At 52.6% G+C, this 19,379-nt stretch carries 21 protein-coding genes; 14 read left to right on the top strand and 7 right to left on the bottom strand.

Translation table 11 applies throughout. The annotated features are described in order from the left end of the window. The 3 genes from LQZ21_RS13425 to LQZ21_RS13415 form a co-directional block, all read right to left on the bottom strand. On the bottom strand, positions 1 to 325 hold a 325-nt coding region (locus LQZ21_RS13425), incomplete at its 3' end, for an Rpn family recombination-promoting nuclease/putative transposase (RefSeq protein WP_411045032.1). Positions 326 to 616: 291 nt separating this feature from the next. Beyond that, positions 617 to 1,138 carry a DsbA family oxidoreductase gene (locus tag LQZ21_RS13420; protein ID WP_411045031.1) on the bottom strand — a complete coding sequence of 174 codons (522 nt, stop codon included), beginning with the start codon at positions 1,136 to 1,138 and terminating at the stop codon, positions 617 to 619. A gap of 54 nt (positions 1,139 to 1,192) precedes the next feature. After that, a complete protein-coding gene (locus LQZ21_RS13415) occupies positions 1,193 to 2,281 on the bottom strand; it encodes a DUF362 domain-containing protein (RefSeq protein ID WP_411045030.1) in 1,089 nt (362 codons plus the stop codon). A 117-nt stretch (positions 2,282 to 2,398) separates the two neighbouring features. Between LQZ21_RS13415 and coaE the strand changes: the two genes are divergently transcribed. The 5 genes from coaE (at position 2,399) to LQZ21_RS13390 (ending at position 6,917) form a co-directional block, all read left to right on the top strand. Beyond that, positions 2,399 to 3,037, top strand: a complete 639-nt coding sequence (coaE, locus tag LQZ21_RS13410; RefSeq protein ID WP_411045029.1) for a dephospho-CoA kinase — start codon at positions 2,399 to 2,401, stop codon at positions 3,035 to 3,037. Between the two features lie 2 nt (positions 3,038 to 3,039). Further along, on the top strand, positions 3,040 to 3,873 hold the full coding sequence (locus LQZ21_RS13405; RefSeq protein WP_411045028.1) for an SPOR domain-containing protein: 834 nt from the start codon (positions 3,040 to 3,042) through the stop codon (positions 3,871 to 3,873). A 150-nt stretch (positions 3,874 to 4,023) separates the two neighbouring features. Further along, entirely contained in the window at positions 4,024 to 5,490 is a 1,467-nt protein-coding gene (locus LQZ21_RS13400) for a hypothetical protein (protein WP_411045027.1), read from the top strand. 70 nt (positions 5,491 to 5,560) lie between these two features. Beyond that, positions 5,561 to 6,250 carry a hypothetical protein gene (locus tag LQZ21_RS13395; protein WP_411045026.1) on the top strand — a complete coding sequence of 230 codons (690 nt, stop codon included), beginning with the start codon at positions 5,561 to 5,563 and terminating at the stop codon, positions 6,248 to 6,250. 49 nt (positions 6,251 to 6,299) lie between these two features. Then, entirely contained in the window at positions 6,300 to 6,917 is a 618-nt protein-coding gene (locus LQZ21_RS13390; RefSeq protein ID WP_411045025.1) for a hypothetical protein, read from the top strand. Positions 6,918 to 6,965: 48 nt separating this feature from the next. On the opposite strand, the gene LQZ21_RS13385 is transcribed toward LQZ21_RS13390, so the two are convergent. Beyond that, positions 6,966 to 7,406 (bottom strand): MerR family transcriptional regulator, encoded by a 441-nt coding sequence (locus LQZ21_RS13385; protein WP_411045024.1) that lies wholly within the window; start codon positions 7,404 to 7,406, stop codon positions 6,966 to 6,968. Between the two features lie 230 nt (positions 7,407 to 7,636). Here LQZ21_RS13385 and LQZ21_RS13380 point away from each other — a divergent pair, with 230 nt between their 5' ends. The 9 genes from LQZ21_RS13380 to LQZ21_RS13340 all read left to right on the top strand — a co-directional run bounded on the left by LQZ21_RS13380 (position 7,637) and on the right by LQZ21_RS13340 (position 16,805). After that, a complete protein-coding gene (locus LQZ21_RS13380) occupies positions 7,637 to 8,830 on the top strand; it encodes a radical SAM protein (RefSeq protein WP_411045023.1) in 1,194 nt (397 codons plus the stop codon). An 8-nt stretch (positions 8,831 to 8,838) separates the two neighbouring features. Next, positions 8,839 to 9,678, top strand: coding sequence for a tRNA threonylcarbamoyladenosine dehydratase (locus LQZ21_RS13375; protein WP_411045022.1), 840 nt, complete (start codon positions 8,839 to 8,841; stop codon positions 9,676 to 9,678). Beyond that, positions 9,675 to 10,481 carry a tRNA 2-thiocytidine biosynthesis TtcA family protein gene (locus LQZ21_RS13370; protein ID WP_411045021.1) on the top strand — a complete coding sequence of 269 codons (807 nt, stop codon included), beginning with the start codon at positions 9,675 to 9,677 and terminating at the stop codon, positions 10,479 to 10,481. Before LQZ21_RS13375 ends, LQZ21_RS13370 begins: the two co-directional genes overlap by 4 nt. Before the next feature lie 14 nt (positions 10,482 to 10,495). Further along, the gene (locus LQZ21_RS13365) at positions 10,496 to 11,482 is read left to right on the top strand and encodes a cytochrome c biogenesis CcdA family protein (protein WP_411045020.1); all 987 of its coding nucleotides are present in this window, start codon (positions 10,496 to 10,498) and stop codon (positions 11,480 to 11,482) included. Positions 11,483 to 11,994: 512 nt separating this feature from the next. Continuing rightward, positions 11,995 to 12,561 (top strand): TlpA disulfide reductase family protein, encoded by a 567-nt coding sequence (locus tag LQZ21_RS13360; RefSeq protein WP_411045019.1) that lies wholly within the window; start codon positions 11,995 to 11,997, stop codon positions 12,559 to 12,561. A gap of 156 nt (positions 12,562 to 12,717) precedes the next feature. After that, the gene (locus tag LQZ21_RS13355; RefSeq protein WP_411045018.1) at positions 12,718 to 13,635 is read left to right on the top strand and encodes an ABC transporter permease; all 918 of its coding nucleotides are present in this window, start codon (positions 12,718 to 12,720) and stop codon (positions 13,633 to 13,635) included. Between the two features lie 9 nt (positions 13,636 to 13,644). Further along, positions 13,645 to 14,799 carry an ABC transporter permease gene (locus tag LQZ21_RS13350; RefSeq protein WP_411045017.1) on the top strand — a complete coding sequence of 385 codons (1,155 nt, stop codon included), beginning with the start codon at positions 13,645 to 13,647 and terminating at the stop codon, positions 14,797 to 14,799. Beyond that, positions 14,799 to 15,830, top strand: a complete 1,032-nt coding sequence (locus LQZ21_RS13345; RefSeq protein ID WP_411045016.1) for an ABC transporter ATP-binding protein — start codon at positions 14,799 to 14,801, stop codon at positions 15,828 to 15,830. The genes LQZ21_RS13350 and LQZ21_RS13345 overlap by 1 nt, the downstream gene beginning before the upstream one ends. Positions 15,831 to 15,833: 3 nt before the next feature. Further along, positions 15,834 to 16,805 carry an ABC transporter ATP-binding protein gene (locus LQZ21_RS13340; RefSeq protein ID WP_411045015.1) on the top strand — a complete coding sequence of 324 codons (972 nt, stop codon included), beginning with the start codon at positions 15,834 to 15,836 and terminating at the stop codon, positions 16,803 to 16,805. A gap of 129 nt (positions 16,806 to 16,934) precedes the next feature. Here LQZ21_RS13340 and LQZ21_RS13335 read toward each other — a convergent pair whose 3' ends face one another. From LQZ21_RS13335 to LQZ21_RS13325, 3 genes are all read right to left on the bottom strand, one after another. Next, positions 16,935 to 17,312 (bottom strand): PIN domain-containing protein, encoded by a 378-nt coding sequence (locus tag LQZ21_RS13335; RefSeq protein WP_411045014.1) that lies wholly within the window; start codon positions 17,310 to 17,312, stop codon positions 16,935 to 16,937. Positions 17,313 to 17,337: 25 nt separating this feature from the next. Then, positions 17,338 to 17,598 (bottom strand): hypothetical protein, encoded by a 261-nt coding sequence (locus LQZ21_RS13330; protein WP_411045013.1) that lies wholly within the window; start codon positions 17,596 to 17,598, stop codon positions 17,338 to 17,340. Positions 17,599 to 17,750: 152 nt separating this feature from the next. Then, positions 17,751 to 19,151 (bottom strand): hypothetical protein, encoded by a 1,401-nt coding sequence (locus tag LQZ21_RS13325; protein WP_411045012.1) that lies wholly within the window; start codon positions 19,149 to 19,151, stop codon positions 17,751 to 17,753. Between the last annotated feature and the right edge of the window lie 228 nt (positions 19,152 to 19,379).

Genomic DNA, 19,379 nt, shown 5'->3' with positions numbered 1-19,379 from the left:
TGACCTCCTTCTCGTACTTGTCCAGGACCAGGGTGATGTACTGGAGCATCTTGAAGGGGGCGCGGAAATTGACCTGGGACTCGTGTTCGACGATGGCGATGACGAAGAGGGGCGGATTATTTTTGAGGGAGATCCGTTTAACGGTATCGGAATCCCGGTTTTCGAGGAGGAGGGGGAGGAAACGTTCACTGACATCTTCGATATCGTCGGGGGAGAGGGCGTTGAAGATGGGGAGAGGTATAAAGCGGAGGAGAAAATCGACAAAGAGACGATGGTCATCGAGGATGAGTTTAAAGCTATTATCTTTCGGTTTATGGATAGCCATGAAATACCTCCTGGAGTAATAAGGCACGGGGATGCAGGATGCTTTAGTTAGCGGGAAAAAAGTATAAAAAAATGAGGGGAAAAAAGAGAGGAGAGAGAAGTTAGGAGATACCGACCAATGTCATAACTCCTCTCTCCTCTCTCTCTTTGTTCGTGAGGTTCGTGTAGTTCGTGGTTAATCCTATGCTTCCTGCATAACTGCGTAACCTGAGTAATTAAAACAAAAAGTTCCCGGTACCAATACCGGCTTTGATGGCGCCTGTTTTTTGTCCGGTCCTATCCACCCGGCAGACTACGTCCCGGCATGTTCCAGGAATTCCCGGATCTGATCCCGGTTAAGGCCCATTCCTTCGGGAGAGTCCAGCCTTTTTTCCGGGGCCCCCTTCCGGAGTATGCGAAAGGCGGGGACCGCCCAGACGCCGCTCTGTTCATAGGCCAGATCGTTGTTTTCCGTCACCTGGAGGGCGTATTTATTTGATTCCAGGATGGACCGGAATTTACCGGGATCCACGATATCCCCCAGGATCTCCGCCAGAACTTCGACTTTTTCCACATTCCGCCGTTCCAAGGCCGCGGCTTGGAACATCTTCCGGTGAAAGGCCTCCATATCCGCCCCAAGCTCCCGGGCGATATAGTAGCTTTGCACGCAAAGATCCGTATGGGGCGGATGATTCTCCGGCCGGGGATGGGCCTCGATGGGCCGCCATTCCAGGTCAATTTCCGGGTGATCCCCGATAAATTCGCGGAGATACCCATAACCCCGCTGACAATAGGGACATTCATAGTCATAAAAAAACCGCATCAAAATCATCATTTATCCTCCTTAGTTTATTATAAGATATTTACCGCATATCTCCCGTGAAAGCCCCTATTTAACCATCTCCAAGGCATAGGCCTTGGTACCCAGGCCCATCTCTTCAAGAAAATTGATCTGGGAATAGGGATCCTTCCCATGGAGGCGCTCAAAGAGATGCCCGTGATCCCCCATGGTACTGCCCGAAGGTACCCCTTCGGGGTTCAATTTTTCATATTTGATCTGGTCCAAACTGGCGGTTTCTATGGCCGCTATATCCCAGGAGGACATAACCCCAATATCCGGCACCAGGGAGGGGGTGGTCATCCCCCAACAGTCACACATGGCGGTGATGGCGATGAGGAGGTTGATATAAAACACATTCCCCGGTTCAAAGGTATCTATAACGGTTTTGGTACATAGGGCCAGCCCTTTTTGGAAGTCAAGATAACTGGCGTCGGTAAGGGTAATGGCCCCGGTGGGACATACCTTGAGGCAGTGTTGACAAAGGGTACAGTTATGAAAATTTACTTCATATTCATCTTTATCATTAAAACTGTTCGCCTGATGGTTACAGCTTTCCACACAGGCCCTACAGTGGGTACATTTTTCACGGTCCCACGTGAGGCCCCCCTCAAGGCCGTGCTGCTCCCGGCGGGTACGGTCGCTGACGCAGCCCATGGCGATATTTTTTACCGCCCCCCCATAGGCGCAGCAGCCGTGGCCTTTGACATGGGCAAAATCGATGAGAAAATCCGCGTCATGGACAAGCCCCGCGATATCCACATGTTTAAAACCCTTGTGATCCACCGCTACAGTGTAGAGGTACTTTCCCAGGTGGCCCGCGGCCTCCAGTATCGGCGCCCCCAGACTTTCCGGGGTATAACCCCGGTTTTCAGGATGCCGGGAAGCGATATAGTGATCCACAAAAAAACAATTCCCCCCGTGATCTTTGACAAATTTCGCAAGGATCCGCATAAAAATAGGGGGGATAGTGGAATACCCCAGTTCCGATCCTACATGGATCTTGATAGCAACATTTTTGTCCTTCACCTTATCCCCAAGACCGGAGACCTCCAACTGCCGGCCCAGCTTACACGGCAATGTTTGATCCGCCTCATAGGCGGTGTAGGCCATATTGGAAAAATACACCTTCGAAGTCATTCTATTCCCTCCATTCGATTATCAGGGTTCTCAAAACCGAAGTTTCCCAAGAACCTTAAGATAGAGGGATTTTAAACGTTGACGTCAACATTAAGTCAATAGTACCATAGAAAAAATATGAAAAAAAATTATGATACCGGACATAGAATCATCGGTCTGACCGGGATGTACTGCGCGGGAAAAAACTATGTCGCCCGGATTCTGGAAGCCCGGGGGCTGCCGGTGCTTGATGTGGACAAGCTGGGGCACCAGGCCATTGAAATGGAAAAGGAGGCAATCCTTCAGCGGTTCGGCTCCGATATCCTGGGAAAAGACGGCGCCGTGGACCGCCGAGCCCTGGGGGCAAAGGTTTTCGGCAGTCCCGGGGAACTGGCGGCCCTGGAGGAACTGGTACACCCCGCGGCAAACCGCCTCACCGAAAAATGGATAGCCGGTATGCCGGAGGGCCCCTGCGTGATCAATGCGGCCTTGCTCCACCGGTCCGTTGTCTTTAAGCGGCTGGACTGTATCATTATCGTCCAAGCCCCGGTCCTTACCCGTTTTTTGCGGGCCCGTCAACGGGACCGGCTCCCGATTTTACCCTTGATCCGGCGTTTTAAGAGTCAACGGGAATTTATGTCTCAATATATATCTCAAAATGCCGATATTTACAGAGTAAATAACTTGGGTTATTTGGGCATCTGTTCCCGGTTTTGGCGGAGGGCATTGGAACACCGGATAGATGACCTATTATCCCGGGAGGGGGTTAGACGATAATTATGGAAAAGAGAAAGTTATTGCTTATTGCTATTTCAGTTGGGATTTTTCTAGTGATTGTCATCGGAGCTTCCATATTGATGTTTTCACCCAAGAAGCCTATTCCGCCGGCAGTGACGGGGACTAGCCGTCCGATTCCTCCGGGGAATACCGGGGAAATTCGGAGCGGGCAAACCCCGCCGGTAAGGGTGGACGTGACGGATATGGTTAAAAATCCCGATGAATTCAAGGGGCTGCAGGTACCGCCTGCTTCTTCGACCACCCAGGAAAACAACAATCATATCTATATCAATGGGGAGCCCATCAATATCAATGGGGAATTTATCAGCGGTGAACCAAGCGCGGATGGAACCGGAACCAGGACTAACTTGGTTATAAACATTCCCAGCCCCAAGACGCCGGTGGTTCCGGCCCCGGCAAAACCGGTGGCAGCTCCGGCGGAACCCGCAAAACCCGCCGTATCGGCCCCCCGTACCAAGCCCAATCCGCCTCCTGCGGCCAAAAGTACGCCGGCGGCCAAAAGCGTCCCGGCGGCCAAGAGCGCCCCGGCAGCAGCGCCCCGGACCCCGGCTCAGTCCGCTTCGGGACGTACCAATTTTTGGGTTCAAACCGGGGCCTTTTCTACCCAAAGCCGGGCCGAGGGAGTCAAGGAAACCCTGGCAGCCAAGGGCATTACCTCGATCATAGAAAACCGGAATGTAGACGGAAAGACCTTCTACCGGGTCCGGGTAGGTCCCTATACTTCTAATACCGAAGCTGCTTACTGGCTTACCTTGATTAAACAAATAAACGGGTTTGAAGACAGCCAAATTTGGCAGAACCAGTCCCGGCCCTAACCGGGCTTGAGGCCGGAAAAATTTCATCGGCTTTGGCCGTTGTCTTAAAAATGAGCCGGGGTTAAAACCGTCCGAGGTTTGACCCCGGTTATTTTTATAAATTGAGCCGTTGTATTAAAGCACCCCGCAGGACAGTTCCTTATATACTGCATGAAGTATTTCTTGCCTATTGCTTTTCGGGGCTGTTTGTTATGGGTCTTTGTTTTTTGGCTAACGGTTTCCCTGGGGGCCCTTCCCAGGGAACCGTTTTTCCGGGCGGATCTGCTCTGGTCCGGTTCCTGGGAGCGGGATAAAAGCCTGATAAACCGGGGGGATCTGCGGCTCCATGCCCTGGGTTTGACCACCCGGGGGCAGGTTACGGATAAACGGCCCATTCCACCCTGGGAAAATCCCCAAGAGGGTATTACCGCCCTGGGGGCCGGCCTCTACCACGGCGCCACCGGGTCCCGGTTCCTCTACGGGCTTATCGACGAATCAGGACTTGCCCCCCGGCTTCGTAATCCCGCCGGGCGATCCCTTCCTTTTTTGGAATACCATAAGCCTTCCACCGCGGATTTGAAGACCGCACCCTCATCGACCGGGGAACCGGCGTTTTACCTCAACCTGGCAAGTCCCCCCCTTGGCCCGGTGCGGGGCTTTGCCTCGGTCCATTTGGATGAGCAGTATACCCCGGCCTTTGGAGGAGGTTTTAACTTCCAATTTACCAAAAAGATCGGCCTGGGGATGGAGGGCTTCTTTAAAAAAGATACCCTGCCGCCCCGGTATGCTTCCTCCTGGTTTTCCAAGACCCCGCCGCTGCCCGAGCGGGATTTTCGGATCTATGGGCTCAATCTGACCTTTACCGCCCCCTTTTTTGGGATCGCCGCCGATATGGCCTACTCGGAAACCTTTGCCTTTGGCAGGGACCTCTACGGGAATATGGGGATCACCCTGGGAGACCGGCCCTGGCGCTTGTCTCTGGCCGTTGATGCGGCGGGGGATCGTTATGTAGGCAGCGACGGCAGCGCCCATGGGTCGCTGTTCAGGGCCGCCGGCCGCTTTGACTGGCGGGGAAAAAGGAGCAGCCTTTTCCGGATGGGTACCAGCCTCCGCGGCCCCGGGCTGGGGGAATCTTTTGTCCGGAGTTCCAGCCTTTTGTCTTACCGTTTTCCCACCCCCCTCCGGACCTTCCCCTTCGGGCTTTCCCGGATATCCCTGGAACTCAACCGGAACGCCTCGGATCCGCAGGAAATTACCGATGCCCTGGAGGGGAGCCTAGGCTTGATCCTGGGGCCGGTCCGGTCGGTTTTTCAGGGGACCCTGTCCGGCACAACCGGAGCCGCCGGGACCCCCCTGCCCTATCCCGGCGCTGAAAGGGACTACCAATTTGCATCCGCCAAGGTTTCGGGGGAGCTGTCCTATTCCTTCTCCCTGTTTCAAATCAAAACAAAACTGGGCTATTCCCATGTCCACCAGAAGGATCCCCTCTGGGACCTTTCGTTTTACGGTTCTGTCCGGGGAAGATTCGGCCGGTTCAGCGCCAAATTCGCCTGGACCGATTTTCCCGACACCTGGACCTATACTTTTTCCTGGAATTTGAAATATGGTAAAAGCTTTTATAAACAGAACCGGGCGTAACGGCCCGGGACGGTTAATTTTGTTGACGGATATAACCCAACTAATGTATAGTGGTTATAGAGGATAGAAGATGATGACAGCAGCGGAAGCGGCCGAGGCCGCCAAGGGTTTGACCTTTGAGAAAGTCTGGATGATGATGCAGGAAACTGACCGGCAGATACGGGAACTATCCCAAGCGGCCGATCGGCGGCATGCGGAACTGTCCCAAGCGGCTGACCGGCGGCACGCGGAACTGTCCCAAGAAGCTGACCGGCGACACGCAGAACTGTCTAAAGAAGCTGACCGGCGGCAGGAAGAGACCACTAAACAGATTAAAGAATTGTCTAAAAACATCGGCGGGCTTAACAATTCCTTTGGCAAATGGGTTGAGGAAATGGTTTCCGCAAAGCTCTGGGAAAAGTTCAAGGCGATTGGGTACACCTTTACCCAAGGCGGGCCGAGGAAGTTCTGGGAACAAGACCGGACAGTAGCCCAGGTTGATATGTTTCTTGAGAATGGGGACTATGCGATGCCGGTGGAGATAAAGTCGGGGCTGACGCAGGAAGACATAGACGAACATATGGAGCGCATAGAGAAGGTGCGGAAACAACTGGACAAACGGGGCGATCAGAGGAAGCTGGTGGGGGCGGTGGCTGCTATGGTGGTACCGGAGCATGTGCGGGAGTACGCCCAGAAAAAGGGGCTGTATGTCTTGGTGCAGTCCGGGGATTCGGTTATCGTAGCCGAGGCCCCCGAAGGCTTTAAAGTCCGGGAATGGTGACTGATACTTCGATGTTACCAAAATTATTAAGAGGTATAGAGGATAGACAATGATGACAGCGGCGGAAGCGGCCGAGGCCGCCAAGGGTTTGACCTTTGAGAAAGTCTGGATGATGATGCAGGAAACTGACCGACAGATGCAGGAAACTGACCGGCAGATGCGGGAACTGTCCCAAGCGGCGGACCGGCGGCAGGAAGAGGCCGCTAAACAGATTAAGGAGCTGTCTAAAAACATCGGCGGGCTTAACAATTCCTTTGGCAAATGGGTTGAGGAAATGGTTTCCGCAAAGCTCTGGGAAAAGTTCAAGGCGATTGGGTACACCTTTACCCAAGGCGGGCCGAGGAAGTTCTGGGAGCAAGACCGGACAATAGCCCAGGTTGATATGTTTCTTGAGAACGGGGACTATGCGATGCCGGTGGAGATAAAGTCGGAGCTGACACAGGAAGACATAGACGAACATATTGAACGCATAGAGAAGGTGCGGAAACAACTGGACAAACGGGGCGATCAGAGGAAGCTGGTGGGGGCGGTGGCCGCTATGGTGGTACCGGAGCATGTGCGGGAATACGCCCAGAAAAGGGGGCTGTATGTTTTGGTGCAGTCCGGGGATTCGGTTATCGTGGCCGAGGCCCCCCAAGGCTTTAAAGTCCGGGAATGGTGTGCATAGTGGCGCCTGGCGCCGCTTTTCCGGAGCAAGTCCGGGGTATGGTTCCAATTAAACGCGGGAGGTTTCCGGAGCGGCTTTTGATTTTTCGTATTCCCCGGTAAAATACTCAATTTTGTGGATCACCTTCTGCAGATATTTTTGCATCTCCGCAATCTGATTCTCCACTGTTTTTTTGTGTTCCAAAAGGAGGTCGCATCGCTTTTTTAGGGTCTTATCCCCCTGCAAGCTTAATTCAACAAAATTTTTTATCTGTTTGATGGGCATACCGGTATTTTTAAGGCAGCAGATCAAGCCGAGCCACTCCAGATCGTGTTCAGTATACCGGCGGACCCCATTCCGGCTTCTGGAAATACTGGGTAAAAGCCCTTCCTTTTCATAGTACCGCAAAACATGGGGGGGCAGGGCGGTTTTCTCCGATATCTGGCTGATTGAAAAATACAAAAAACCCTCCTTGGACGCCATAATGGTCCGGTAACGTAAGTATACCATGGACTTAATGTTAACGTCAACATTGACACAAGGAAATAGCAGGGGTTTCCCAAAAACCGCCCGGCCCTGTTTCCAAGGGCTGTTTTTTTGTTCTATTTGTGATAAAATAAAAATAGGTACAGTTTTGTGAGGCTTTAATGAAGGGAGTTCAGCATAGAAACGGTAAGGGTTGGTGAAAAAACAACTGATTTTGGAACCATGTTAGCTATTTTATTTTCGGCTGCGTAATTATGAAACAAAACATTGCGGTGGTTCCTCTTCTTTTTACCAGAAAATGGACCCTATCAATAAAAATGCTCAGGGGTTTTATCAAAATGGGTAAAACCAGGCTCTTTCCCAAACAGGATTATCATTTTGATCATATGAAAAATCTCTGTTTGGTTTATTTTAAACTCACCGCCCTGTGTAATCTCCGTTGTGTAATGTGCGGTCAATGGGGAGAAAAGGGGGTGATGAAAGATTGTAATATCGCCGAGGAGTCAAAAAAGGTCCTCTCCCTGGAGGATTATAAGCGGGTGGTTGACGAAATTGCCCCCTACCGTCCCATAATCTATATATGGGGCGGGGAGCCCTTTTTATACCCCCATTTAATACCCCTGGTCAAATACATGGTAGATAAGGGGCTGTATGTCAGTGTAAATACCAACGGCACCTTCCTGGAGAAATATGCTGAGGTGATGGTGCGGGATAAATGGAGTACCATTTTTGTATCCCTGGACGGTTTTAGAGATACCAATGATATCATGCGGGGAAAGGGCGCCTATGACCGGGTTATCAACGGGTTTACGGCTATTAACCGGGAAAAGGAACGGCAAAATTCGATTTATCCGGTCCTGGGGGTCGTAACCACCGTTACCAACATGAATTATCAGGATCTGGATCGGCTGGCGGAGGCGAGCAGGGAATACAAGCTTGACGTGCATATCTTTAATTTGGGGACCTATACCAATGACCGAATTATCACGGCCCAGCGGATCTTTATGAAGGAAAAACTGGACACCGACATTGATTGTCTTGCGGGGTATAATACAGGGTATAACGCCCATATCGACGGACAAAAACTCTACCGTATTTTACAAAATATCCACCAAAAGGATTTCGGCCATCCCATGATCACCGTACCGGCCCTGAACCCCGAAAAGATCCACACCTACTATGCTGATTTGGAAACCCCGGTCCGTAATCATTGTATTGTTCCCTGGTGTCAGACCAATATTAACTATAACGGCGATGTCCATTTTTGCGCCGATTATCCTGATTATATTCTGGGGAACGTCAAAGACCAGTCCCTGAAAAAAATTTATAACGGTGAACGGGCCAACCTGTTCAGAAAAACCATTAATGCCTGTAAAGGCGGAATGTTCCCCGGCTGTCTGCGGTGTTACCAGAATATGCTGTTCGGGGAAAAAATCCGGGGATATTAGGGGGCCCTATGAAGGTTAACCCGATTTTTCAGCGCCTTTCCCTGCTGACCGGAGCGGAGGTCCTGGAGGCCCTTTCCCGGGTCAAGGCGCTGGTTTTTGGCCTGGGCGGCGTGGGGAGCTGGTGTGCCGAAGCCCTGGTCCGTTCCGGGGTGGGAAATATCGTCCTGGTTGATTCCGACCGGGTATGTGTCACCAATATTAACCGCCAGGTCCAGGCCACTACCCGGACCGTGGGTTTATCCAAGGTGGAGGTCCTGGGCAGCCGACTGCGGGAGATCAACCCCGGCTGTATGGTTCAGGCCCTGGGGAGGGTGTTCTCCCGGGAGACCGCGGGGGAATTTGATATTGAAGGGGCGGATTATGTGATTGACGCCATCGACAGCCTTACCCACAAACTCGATCTCATTGAGATCGCCTCCGGAGCAGGGGTAGGCTTCTATTCCTCCATGGGGACCGCCCTCAAGATGGATCCGACCCAGCTTAAAACCGCCGATATTTGGGAAACCCGGGGCTGCCCCCTGGCGCGGCTGGTCCGCTCCGGCCTGAGGAAACGGGGGTTCCGGGGTCATTTTACCGTGGTATACAGTGCCGAACAGCTTCCCCTCCATAGGGAAATCGAGGTTTCCTGCGGGTCGGCCCAATGCCTCTGTCCAAGCCCCTGCGAAGAGCAGGGAGTGGAATGGTGCAGTACCAAAAAGGTGATCAATGGGAGCGCCGTCACCGTTACCGCCGCGGCGGGGATGATCCTTGCGAGCCTGGTGGTCCGGGACATCCACGCCCGGTACGGCCGGCCCCCGGAGCCGAGCCGTGCCCGGACCCGGCCCGCGGAGAAGATCCTCATCCCATGAGCGGCCGTTTTTTGCGCCGGGCCGGGGCAGGGGAAGCGGTGCTGAAGCTGACCACCAAGGCCGTCCTGGAGCGGAACCTCATTGCCGAAGGGGATCGGGTCCTTATCGCGGTTTCCGGGGGTAAGGATTCCACGACCCTTGCCTGGGCCCTGGCGGCGATCCGGCCCGCCGTCAAAAAGCGCTACGACCTGGCGGCGATCCACATCTCCAGCGATTTTTGCGCCTGCTGTAAAAAGGCCGCCCTCATCACCCGGCTTACGGACTGGGGGATCCCCTTTCAGGATCTTTTTGTACCCATTATCGGCCGGCTTAAGAACGGCGAAAAGATGAACTGTTACTGGTGTTCCACCCAGCGGCGGACGGAACTGTTGAAATACGCGATGGAAAATCACTTCAACAAGATCGCCCTGGGGCATCATCTGGATGACATCATCGAAACCTTTTTTATGAACATGACCGCCAAGGGGGAATTAGCGGCCATGCCCATGCGCCTGGTCTACCGGAAATACCCGGTAAGCCTGATCCGTCCCCTGGGGTATGTGGAGGAACAGCAGATCATCGCCTGCGCCGGCGAAAAGGGCTTCCTCTCGGCGGCCTGTACCTGCCCCTATGGGATCCATTCCAAGCGCCGGGAGCTGCGGAAGCGGATCGCCGAGTTTACCGGCAATTCCGGCGCCGTAAAACGACGGATCCTCCGGGCCCTGTCTTCGGGGGAACGGGATCTGTTGATGGAAGGGGATACCCCCGTTGTTGATTGGAAGGCGGCCATGCCCCGCGAAACGGTTGAATTGCCGGTAAAATAGCGTATATTTCTAATATGGTCAATCTATCGATCCTGCTCGCCTTTGTGGCGGGGTTGTTTTCTTTTTTGTCGCCCTGTGTGCTTCCCCTGATCCCCTCCTGGCTCTGTTTTCTGGGGGGTACGGTGGCGGGTCCCCCTAAGACCGCCGCCGGAAGGGCCCCGGAGGATGCGGCAACAGCCGGGGTTTCGGAAGCCTCCGCTCCTAAACCCCGGTTTATCCCCATAACGGTGAGTTTTATCCTGGGGTTCAGCGCAGTTTTCGTGGTCCTCAGCATCCTCCTTTCCGGAACTTTCCTGCTTATAGGCGGGTTAAGCCGGATCATCACTATGGCCGCCGGAATCGTCGTGATCATCCTGGGGCTGAACATGATCTTCAATTTTCTTGCCTTTTTGAACTATGAGAAACGTTTTCATCTTACCCAACGGCCCCGGGGCCTGGTTGGGGGCTTCTTGGCGGGGGCCGCCTTTGGCGCGGGCTGGACCCCCTGTGTGGGTCCCATCCTGGGGAGTATCCTCCTTTTGGCCGGCCAGGACGGGCAAATGGGAAGGGCCGCCCTCTACCTTGGGGCCTATTCTGCCGGACTGGGCCTTCCCTTCCTCGTTGCGGCGGTCTTCTTCGACCACCTGCGTACCTTTACGGCCAGGCTGCGGGCCCATCTGACCCTGATTCAGCGGCTCAGCGGGGCGCTCCTCATCCTCATCGGGCTTTTCATCCTCCTGGGGCGTTACCAGGCCCTGAATAGGCTTCTGATACAAAGCGAGTATGCGTTTATCGATTGGGTTCTGCAGGGAGGGCCCTGGGTCAGATGTGCTCCGGCGCTCCTGTTTTTTCTCATCGCCGCCCTCCCCCTGATGGCCCGCGGCTTACGGCGGAAACCGCTTTCCCGGGGTATACTTATTTTTTCAGGGATTTTTACGGTCCTGTGCATACTGCAGGCCGCGGGCTTTTTGGACAGCGCGGGGCTCCTCGCCCAATGGTTTAGCTACCGTCAGGGTATTTAGGGGGCGTGAAACACCCTGCCCAGGGTAAAAATATTTGCTTTTATCTGAGTTTCAGCGGGCTCGGAACACCGTCGATTATGCCCGGATTACGGTATCAAGCGTTCCGCTTGACGCCGGAGGACTCCCTCTTCTCCCCTGTTCAAAAGGGGGGGGCAGGGCAATTTGGGATGTTTAGCCGGGATACACCCGGAGAAAATTATCGGTACGGTGGAAAAAGTCGGGGCGGGGTGGCGGTATAAACCCATAGGGGGGACCCTCTGGGGGGACCCTATGGGTTTATAGCCGCCACGCCCCCAAAAAAGCACATGATAATGTGTTGATGAAAAAAGGTAGCATGGCGTAGGCCCGATAATGGCTATTGTGAGGGATAAGGCATCAGGCCGGACCCCCGAAAAATTCTTCCGTACCGATGAGGATGATTTGGTATATCCCGGATAGACGGTAACTGTTTTGCCCTGTGCCCTGCCTGAAAACCCTTGATGTGTTTTCGGTTTTTATAATACAGTAAAATTATGAGAAAAATATTTTTTTTGATCCTGTGCATTATAGGATTGGGGGCAAGTCTTTTTCCGCAAAGTCCCCGGGAGGGAACTAAGGGTATCCCCCAGCGGGTCAGCACGGCGTTTACCGCGGCGGGGGTTCCGGTCCTGCGGGAACCGGTGCCTTTGATTGATTTTGACCTTCCGCTTTTGGATGGAACCACCCGTAACACCAGGGACCTGCGGGGCAAGGTGCTGTTTCTCAATTTTTGGGCTACCTGGTGCGGCCCCTGCCGGGCGGAAATGCCCTCCATGGAGACCCTGTACCGGCGTTTCAAAAATCAGGGGCTGGAGTTCCTGGCGGTGAATCTACAGGAATCCCGGAAGGTGGTGAGCGCCTTTATGGATCAACTGGGCTTGAGTTTTCCCGCCGCCCTGGATCAGCAGGGGAGTGTCGGCGCGGCCTATGGGGTTATGGCGATTCCCACCACCTATATTGTTGACCGGGAGGGGAGGATCATCGCCCGGGTTACGGGGAGCCTTAATTGGGACAATCCCAAACTATTTTCCGCTTTTGATACGTTGCTTAGTTCCCCCTAAACCGGTATGGTGAGGTGAGCCGGGTTCAAAACCCGGTTCATGCGGACCTTGGGTCCGATGAAACTAATTCTGCAAAAGCGGCCTAAAGGCTTGTTTTGCACTTAAATCTAAGGCTGCTGTTTCAAACCTTCGGTTTTGAAACAGCCTCAGGTAGCTATGGTCCGTTATATTCTTAAGCGCATCCTCCTCATGTTTGGGACCTTGTTTTTCGTCATCCTCCTGACCTTTATGTTAATGCACGCCATCCCCGGCGGGCCCTTTACCCGGGATCGCCGGCTCCCGGAAGCGGTGGAACAGGCGTTAAATGAAAAATACCACCTCAACGATCCCCTGCCCCGGCAATTTTTTGACTACCTCCGGGGCCTGGTGATGCTGGATCTCGGCCCCTCCTTTACCTATGCCGGACACCGGGTGAATGAATTCATCGAAAGCGGCTTTCCCGTGTCGGCCCGGGTAGGCCTCGTGACCATTATCTTTGTGATCCTCCTCTCCATACCCCTGGGGGTTTTTGCCGCCCTCCACAACGGAAAATGGCAGGATATGGCGATCATGGTTTTGGCTACCCTGGGGGTTACCATTCCCTCTTTTGTTATCGCCACCCTGCTTATCTATGTTTTTTCCTTTAAATTGAACCTGCTCCCCACCTTTGGGCTTTCCTCCTGGAAGGGTTACCTCCTGCCGGTGATCGCCCTGGGGGGATACTCCCTGTCGTTTATTACCCGGCTTATCCGCAGCAGCCTGTTGGAAGTGATGGGCCAGGATTATATTCGTACCGCCCGGGCCAAGGGCATCCCCGAATACCAGGTACTCCTTTTCCACGCCCTGCGGAATGCCATTATCCCGGTGATCACCATCATCGGCCCCACCGTGGCGGCCTTCCTTACCGGTTCCTTTGTTATCGAAAAAATATTCGCCCTCCCCGGCCTGGGCATTCATTTTGTTACCAGCATATCAAACCGGGATTACACCACCATCATGGGGGTTACCATCTTTTACGCTGCCTTCCTGGTCATTATGACCCTGATGGTGGATGTTTTTTATGTGATGGTGGACCCCCGGATTAAATTGGAGTAGGGGGACGGCATGGATATTGACAGGGATCTGTGGGAACGGCCGGAGCATACCCATAGGGATATGGAGACCCTCTATAAACCGGCCAGAACCTTTGTCCAGGATGTATGGTTTCGTTTTTGGCGCCGGCCCACGGCGATCCTGGGACTCATTCTCATCATCCTCCTGATGGTTTTTGCCGTGGCAGGCCCCTTTTTTACCTCCCACCGGTATTCCGATCAGGACCTGGCCTTTGTTAATATCCCCCCCTATTTTACGGCCCAGGAGTATGGGGGACGTTATTTCTATGTTTCCCAGAACTTAAAACTCATCGAGGTAAATGGGGAGGGAAAACTCATCGCCAATATAAAGTCCCAAAAAGACGACGGGCAAAAAAAATTGATCGGTTTTGATGCCGGCGGGATAAGCTTGGGGATAGATTACGCCCAACGGCCCCCCGCCCTGGTAGATGGACAGGGGGTGGTGGTATCCCGGCCGCATTTTTTTTGGAATAAAACCTACCTTTTGGGGACCGATAATTTGGGACGGGACCTCCTTACCCGGTTGATGTACGGAGCCCGGATATCCCTGGTGGTGGCCTTTATCGCCGCCTTTGTCAACCTGGTCATCGGGATCCTCTTTGGGGGGATCTCCGGCCTTTTCGGCGGGTACCTGGACCTGGTCATGATGCGGATTGTGGATATTATCAGTACCATCCCCCTGACCCTCTACGTGATCCTGATCATGGTGTTCCTCAATTCGGGTTTTTTGAGCATTATCATCGCCCTCAGTTCGGTCTATTGGGTTAATATGGCCCGGATCGTCCGGGGACAGATCCTCGCCCTGAAGGAACAGGAATTTATCCTGGCCGCCCGAACCATCGGTACCTCCCTGGGGGACATCCTTACCCGGCACTTGATTCCCAACGCTATTGGGCCTATTATTGTGACCGCTACCATGCTTATCCCCACGGCTATCTTTGTAGAGGCCTTTATGAGTTTTATCGGCCTGGGGGTTTCGGCGCCCATGGCAAGCTGGGGAACCATGTGTAACGATGCCATAGAAACCTTTAGAATATCCGCCTATCAGTTGTTTATCCCCTCGGTAGCGATCTGTATCGCCATGTTTGCCTTTAATTTTGTCGGGGACGGCCTTCGGGATGCCCTGGATTTGAAAAAGGGGCTGTGATGCCGGTATTGGAAGTACGGGACCTGAGAACATCTTTTTTCACCCAGGACGGAGAGATCCGGGCGGTCCGGGGGGTGGGTTTTTCCCTGGAAAAGGGGGAAACCCTGGGAATAGTGGGGGAATCCGGGAGCGGTAAAAGTGTTACCGCCCTTTCCCTATTGCGGCTCCTGGATGAGCGGGCAAAAACCCAGGGGCAGGTGTGGTTCCATGACCAGGATATGCTAAAATTGCTCAAGCCGGCCCTTCGGAATATCCGGGGCAGGGGTATTTCCATGATCTTCCAGGACCCCATGTCTTCGCTTAACCCCCTGGTTCCCGTGGGACGCCAGATAGGGGAGATGATCGCTGCCCACCGGCGGCTCCGCCGGGACGAACTCCACCGGGAAGTCCTGGGCCTTCTAGCGGAGGTGAAGATCCCGGAACCGGAAAAAAGATACGCCGCCTATCCCCATGAATTTTCCGGGGGTATGCGCCAGCGGGTCATGATCGCCATGGCCCTGGCCTGCAAACCGGAAATCATGATCGCCGACGAACCTACCACGGCCCTGGATGTTACCATTCAGAATCAGATCCTCAACCTCCTCAAAAACATCCAGGCTGAAATGGGGATGTCTATTATCTTTATCACCCACGATCTGGGGGTGGTGGCCGAACTCTGTTCCCGGATCATCGTTATGTACGGGGGAATGATTTTGGAAGAGGCCCAAGCGGAGGATCTCTTTAGCCGTCCCGCCCATCCCTATACCCTGGGGCTGCTCAATTCTATGCCCCATTTGGAGATGGATAAGTCCCAAAAGCTCAAGCCCATCCCGGGGTCGCCGCCGGATATGAGCCACATTCCCGAGGGCTGCCCCTTTTCACCCCGCTGCGCCTATGTCCGGCGGATCTGCCTGCGCAAGGTTCCCGGGTTTTATACCGTTGGTAACAAACACCGGTCCCTCTGCTGGCTCCACGACCCGCTGGCGCCGAAATCGCCTGAGGATAATCCCTTTGTCCCGGCAGTTTCCTCCGCACCTTGCTTTATGGAGTGAGCCTTGGAAGATCCTATCCTGAAGGTTGAAAACCTGGTTAAACATTTCCCGGTCAAAGGCGGGGGCAAACGGGTGGTCCACGCGGTGGACGACATCAGCATACGGATCGAACGGGGCCTTACCCTGGGGCTGGTGGGAGAATCGGGCTGCGGTAAATCCACCTTGGCCCGAACCATCATCAGAATCTACGCTCCCAGCTCGGGCCGGATATACCTGGACGGTCAGAACATCGCGTCCCTGTCCCAAAGGCAGTTAAAACCGATCCGCAAAAAAATTCAGATGATCTTCCAGGACCCCTTCGCATCTTTGAATGCCCGGATGACGGTCAAGGATATTATCGCCGAACCCCTGCGGGCCCACCGGATCGGTACTCCCCGGGAGCAGGAGGAACAGGTTTTTGAAATGCTCGCCAAGGTCGGTCTGGAACGGGCCCACGCAAACCGCTACGCCCATGAGTTTTCCGGCGGCCAGCGGCAGCGGATAGGTATTGCCCGTTCCCTCATCCTGCATCCAAAACTCATCATCTGCGATGAACCGATCTCCGCCCTGGATGTTTCCATCCAGGCCCAGGTGGTAAATATGTTGAAAAACTTTCAGAGGGAATTGGGCCTGACCTACCTGTTTATCGCCCATGATCTGTCCATGGTGCGTTATGTCTCCGACGAAGTTGGGGTGATGTATTTGGGGAAGCTGGTGGAATTGGCCGGCTGCGATGAGATATACCAGCACCCCCAACACCCCTATACCCAGGGGCTTATCCGATCCGCCCCGGCCTCAAGCCCGGCCCAGGCCCGGCTGAAAAAAAGCATCCCCATCGAAGGGGATATCCCCAGCCCCATATCCCCCCCGCCGGGCTGCCGGTTTCATACCCGGTGCGCCTCCGCCCTGGGTATCTGCAAAGAACAGGAGCCGCCCCTAAAGGATTGGGGGGCCGGTCATTTTACGGCTTGTCATCTTTTGGAATCAAAACGGTGACTGACGCCATGTGCGTTACCGAATTTAAGAAATTCACCACGAAGTAGACCGCTATGCGGTCAATTAAATGAGCATAAGGCGAAGAAGGAAGAAGAACGCCCTTTCAAGCGGTGCCCCTCTGCACTCCCACTATTTAAATGGGTTTATTATTTCTATTCCTCTTATCCTTTGTCCGTCATTTAAATCTTCAGATATTATTCTTAAACAACCGGCAAATTCTGCTGAAGCCATTATCAATCCATCCCAAAAGGATATTTGTGATAAAATACTTATGTCGATTCCTTGTTCAATAATTTCTGTATTTACCTGTATCACTTCCATATGATAAAAATCATGTAAAATATTTTTTGCCAATAATTTATCAATATTTAATTTTGTTACGCTTGCATTATAAAATTCCTGTAAAACCTGAGTTGATATAACGGGTTTTTCATTGTCAATAATGGCTTTTATTATAGCCCGGGCTTTATTTTGTTTATTTTTATCATATTTATCTTCGGCATACACCTAAATATTTGTATCTATAAATATTTTAGCCACGATATAATTCTTCCCTTGTCCATTTTTTCCCTCCGGAATTTCCATTCGCTTGATCCATAAGTTTAAACGTATCATCAAGCCAATTTTTTTGAGGCATTCTTACCGTTTCATTTATTAATTTTCTAACAAGCATATTAAAGGAAATATTATTTTTTTGCGCATATTTCCTTCCAAGCGTCAATGTTTCCTCATCAATAGCCAATGTTATATTCTTCATTGTTTTAACCTCTCTATTATATAAAAGCGTCCACATATAATTTGTCAATAGTATAAAAAAGTCCGGCAGGGCCGGGCTTTTGTGGTATTTGGACAAGAAAGGTGACTGACACCGGAGCAAAAACGAACCCTCCCCGGAGGGAGGGGTTCGCTAAAACAGTGACTGACACCTCTGGGCAATGTTTATGGTTATTTTGTGAAAGTCCATGCCACAGGACTTCCAAGGATAAGTTTGTTTTCTCCAGGAACAAAAGTTCCTAGAAAACCTGGAGGAGTCTGACTCTGACCCGGTGATTCATCGATCAGTTTTGCGGATATCGTTGTCCCATTAGAGTAGATTATCCCCTTCCAATACCATGGTGTGCCATCCACCGGACTAATCTCAAAAGTATTGCCCGTTACAATGAACTTAAGATCTTTGTTTGATAGCTCATCACCAAGCCATTGCCCTTTCCCAAGCCATGTCCCTTGCAAGCCTGGGATCGCTGTAGCAGGTAGTTTTATGAAAATACCTTTATCGTCATAAGGCGATCCAAAGGTAAGTGATTTTTTATCTGCCGCAAGAATTACTGGAATCTCCTCCCCCGTGAAATCCCCATTCGAATCATTTTGTTTTACGGTTGTCTTTGTCCCATCAAAGTTGATCCTCCCATTGAAATAAGTAACCCATATGTTATCATTACCCCGCTGCTGAATCTCAAAATGAGTGCCCGAGATTATAACAGAATCTTGGTCCCCTTGCCCAAGCCAAGTCCCTTGCAAGTCTGGGATCACTGTAGCAGATAGTTTTATGAAAATACCTTCATCGTCATAAGGCGATCCAAAGGTAAGTGATTTTTTATCTGCCGCAAGAATCAGTTGAAAAACATCACCCTCGGAAGCCGCCTCACCCGGCTGCGGCGCCGGTATATTGGTTATTTTTGCGGATATCGTTGTCCCATTGATGGTGGTGATCTCCCCCTTTAAATACATTTTCCATTGGCCATCATCATCATGAAACCCCTGCAATTCAAACTTATTGTCCGTAGTGATTTCAATGCACTCAAGACCTGGTCTCCATTGTCCAAACCATTTCCCTGCCAAATCTTGGATCGTTACGGTTTGGCTACTGTTACCGCTGTTACCGCTGCTGCTGCCGCCGCCGCCACCACCGGAACCACCCGTGCCGCCGCCACCACCACCACCGCCACCCGGCGCTTGAACCGTTTTATTGTCAGTGAGGGTGATGGTTCCCTTTATGGCGCTTATGGTTCCGCTTCCGGATACTGTTACGGTAAAGGTAGTTGCTGAATTGGAGGGCTTGAGGGTTAGGGTTGTCCCGCTGCTTTCTACCGTGCCGGTGCTCCTGGTATTATCGGGGGTAATGGTTAATACATACTTGTCCCCCTTCTGCGGCGCATAGGCCGCCCGGCTGGTGTTTTCGGTAATTACCAGGGTGTAGGTCTTCCCTCCCGTGGTGGTGGTGTAGCTTACGGTCTCGGCAGTAGTACCGGTACCGCCACCAGTGCCGGTATCGCATCCGCTAGTGGTGAAAATCGCCGCCAGTAACAGGACGGCGAAACCGAAGAAAACGGCTTGTTTCTTTTTCATGGTTATCTCCTTTTGTATCCGAATATATCGATCCTTACGGAATAAGTACCTGAACCAGCGGTCCCCTGCGTTCCCGAATTTGGTATCTGTCCCCATTACGTTACCGGCGGCACTTGAGTCACAATTCACGCTATATGGGGTATATCTTAAAAAAAGAACGCTATATGTAGGGGGGGGGGGGGGGGGAAAGAGGCGTTTTTTTCCGGGGGCAATTAAGCAACCCGTTTT

Origin of the sequence: Treponema sp. TIM-1 (assembly GCF_046533115.1) — a bacterium.
Taxonomy (GTDB): domain Bacteria; phylum Spirochaetota; class Spirochaetia; order Treponematales; family Breznakiellaceae; genus JAIRMO01.
The sequence above is the reverse complement of the archived record's forward strand: the minus strand, read 5'-3'. Positions and strand labels throughout refer to the sequence as shown.

Excerpts from the sequence above, each read along its gene's own strand:
- LQZ21_RS13385 (WP_411045024.1), bottom strand. The coding sequence starts at position 7,406 with ATGGTATACTTACGTTACCGGACCATTATGGCGTCCAAGGAGGGTTTT.
- LQZ21_RS13345 (WP_411045016.1), top strand. The coding sequence starts at position 14,799 with ATGCCGGTATTGGAAGTACGGGACCTGAGAACATCTTTTTTCACCCAG.
- LQZ21_RS13395 (WP_411045026.1), top strand. The coding sequence starts at position 5,561 with ATGATGACAGCAGCGGAAGCGGCCGAGGCCGCCAAGGGTTTGACCTTT.
- LQZ21_RS13325 (WP_411045012.1), bottom strand. The coding sequence starts at position 19,151 with ATGAAAAAGAAACAAGCCGTTTTCTTCGGTTTCGCCGTCCTGTTACTG.
- LQZ21_RS13350 (WP_411045017.1), top strand. The coding sequence starts at position 13,645 with ATGGATATTGACAGGGATCTGTGGGAACGGCCGGAGCATACCCATAGG.
- LQZ21_RS13330 (WP_411045013.1), bottom strand. The coding sequence starts at position 17,598 with ATGTGGACGCTTTTATATAATAGAGAGGTTAAAACAATGAAGAATATA.
- LQZ21_RS13420 (WP_411045031.1), bottom strand. The coding sequence starts at position 1,138 with ATGATGATTTTGATGCGGTTTTTTTATGACTATGAATGTCCCTATTGT.
- LQZ21_RS13365 (WP_411045020.1), top strand. The coding sequence starts at position 10,496 with ATGGTCAATCTATCGATCCTGCTCGCCTTTGTGGCGGGGTTGTTTTCT.
- LQZ21_RS13355 (WP_411045018.1), top strand. The coding sequence starts at position 12,718 with ATGGTCCGTTATATTCTTAAGCGCATCCTCCTCATGTTTGGGACCTTG.
- LQZ21_RS13370 (WP_411045021.1), top strand. The coding sequence starts at position 9,675 with ATGAGCGGCCGTTTTTTGCGCCGGGCCGGGGCAGGGGAAGCGGTGCTG.
- LQZ21_RS13380 (WP_411045023.1), top strand. The coding sequence starts at position 7,637 with ATGAAACAAAACATTGCGGTGGTTCCTCTTCTTTTTACCAGAAAATGG.
- coaE (WP_411045029.1), top strand. The coding sequence starts at position 2,399 with ATGAAAAAAAATTATGATACCGGACATAGAATCATCGGTCTGACCGGG.
- LQZ21_RS13360 (WP_411045019.1), top strand. The coding sequence starts at position 11,995 with ATGAGAAAAATATTTTTTTTGATCCTGTGCATTATAGGATTGGGGGCA.
- LQZ21_RS13400 (WP_411045027.1), top strand. The coding sequence starts at position 4,024 with ATGAAGTATTTCTTGCCTATTGCTTTTCGGGGCTGTTTGTTATGGGTC.
- LQZ21_RS13405 (WP_411045028.1), top strand. The coding sequence starts at position 3,040 with ATGGAAAAGAGAAAGTTATTGCTTATTGCTATTTCAGTTGGGATTTTT.
- LQZ21_RS13375 (WP_411045022.1), top strand. The coding sequence starts at position 8,839 with ATGAAGGTTAACCCGATTTTTCAGCGCCTTTCCCTGCTGACCGGAGCG.
- LQZ21_RS13415 (WP_411045030.1), bottom strand. The coding sequence starts at position 2,281 with ATGACTTCGAAGGTGTATTTTTCCAATATGGCCTACACCGCCTATGAG.
- LQZ21_RS13390 (WP_411045025.1), top strand. The coding sequence starts at position 6,300 with ATGATGACAGCGGCGGAAGCGGCCGAGGCCGCCAAGGGTTTGACCTTT.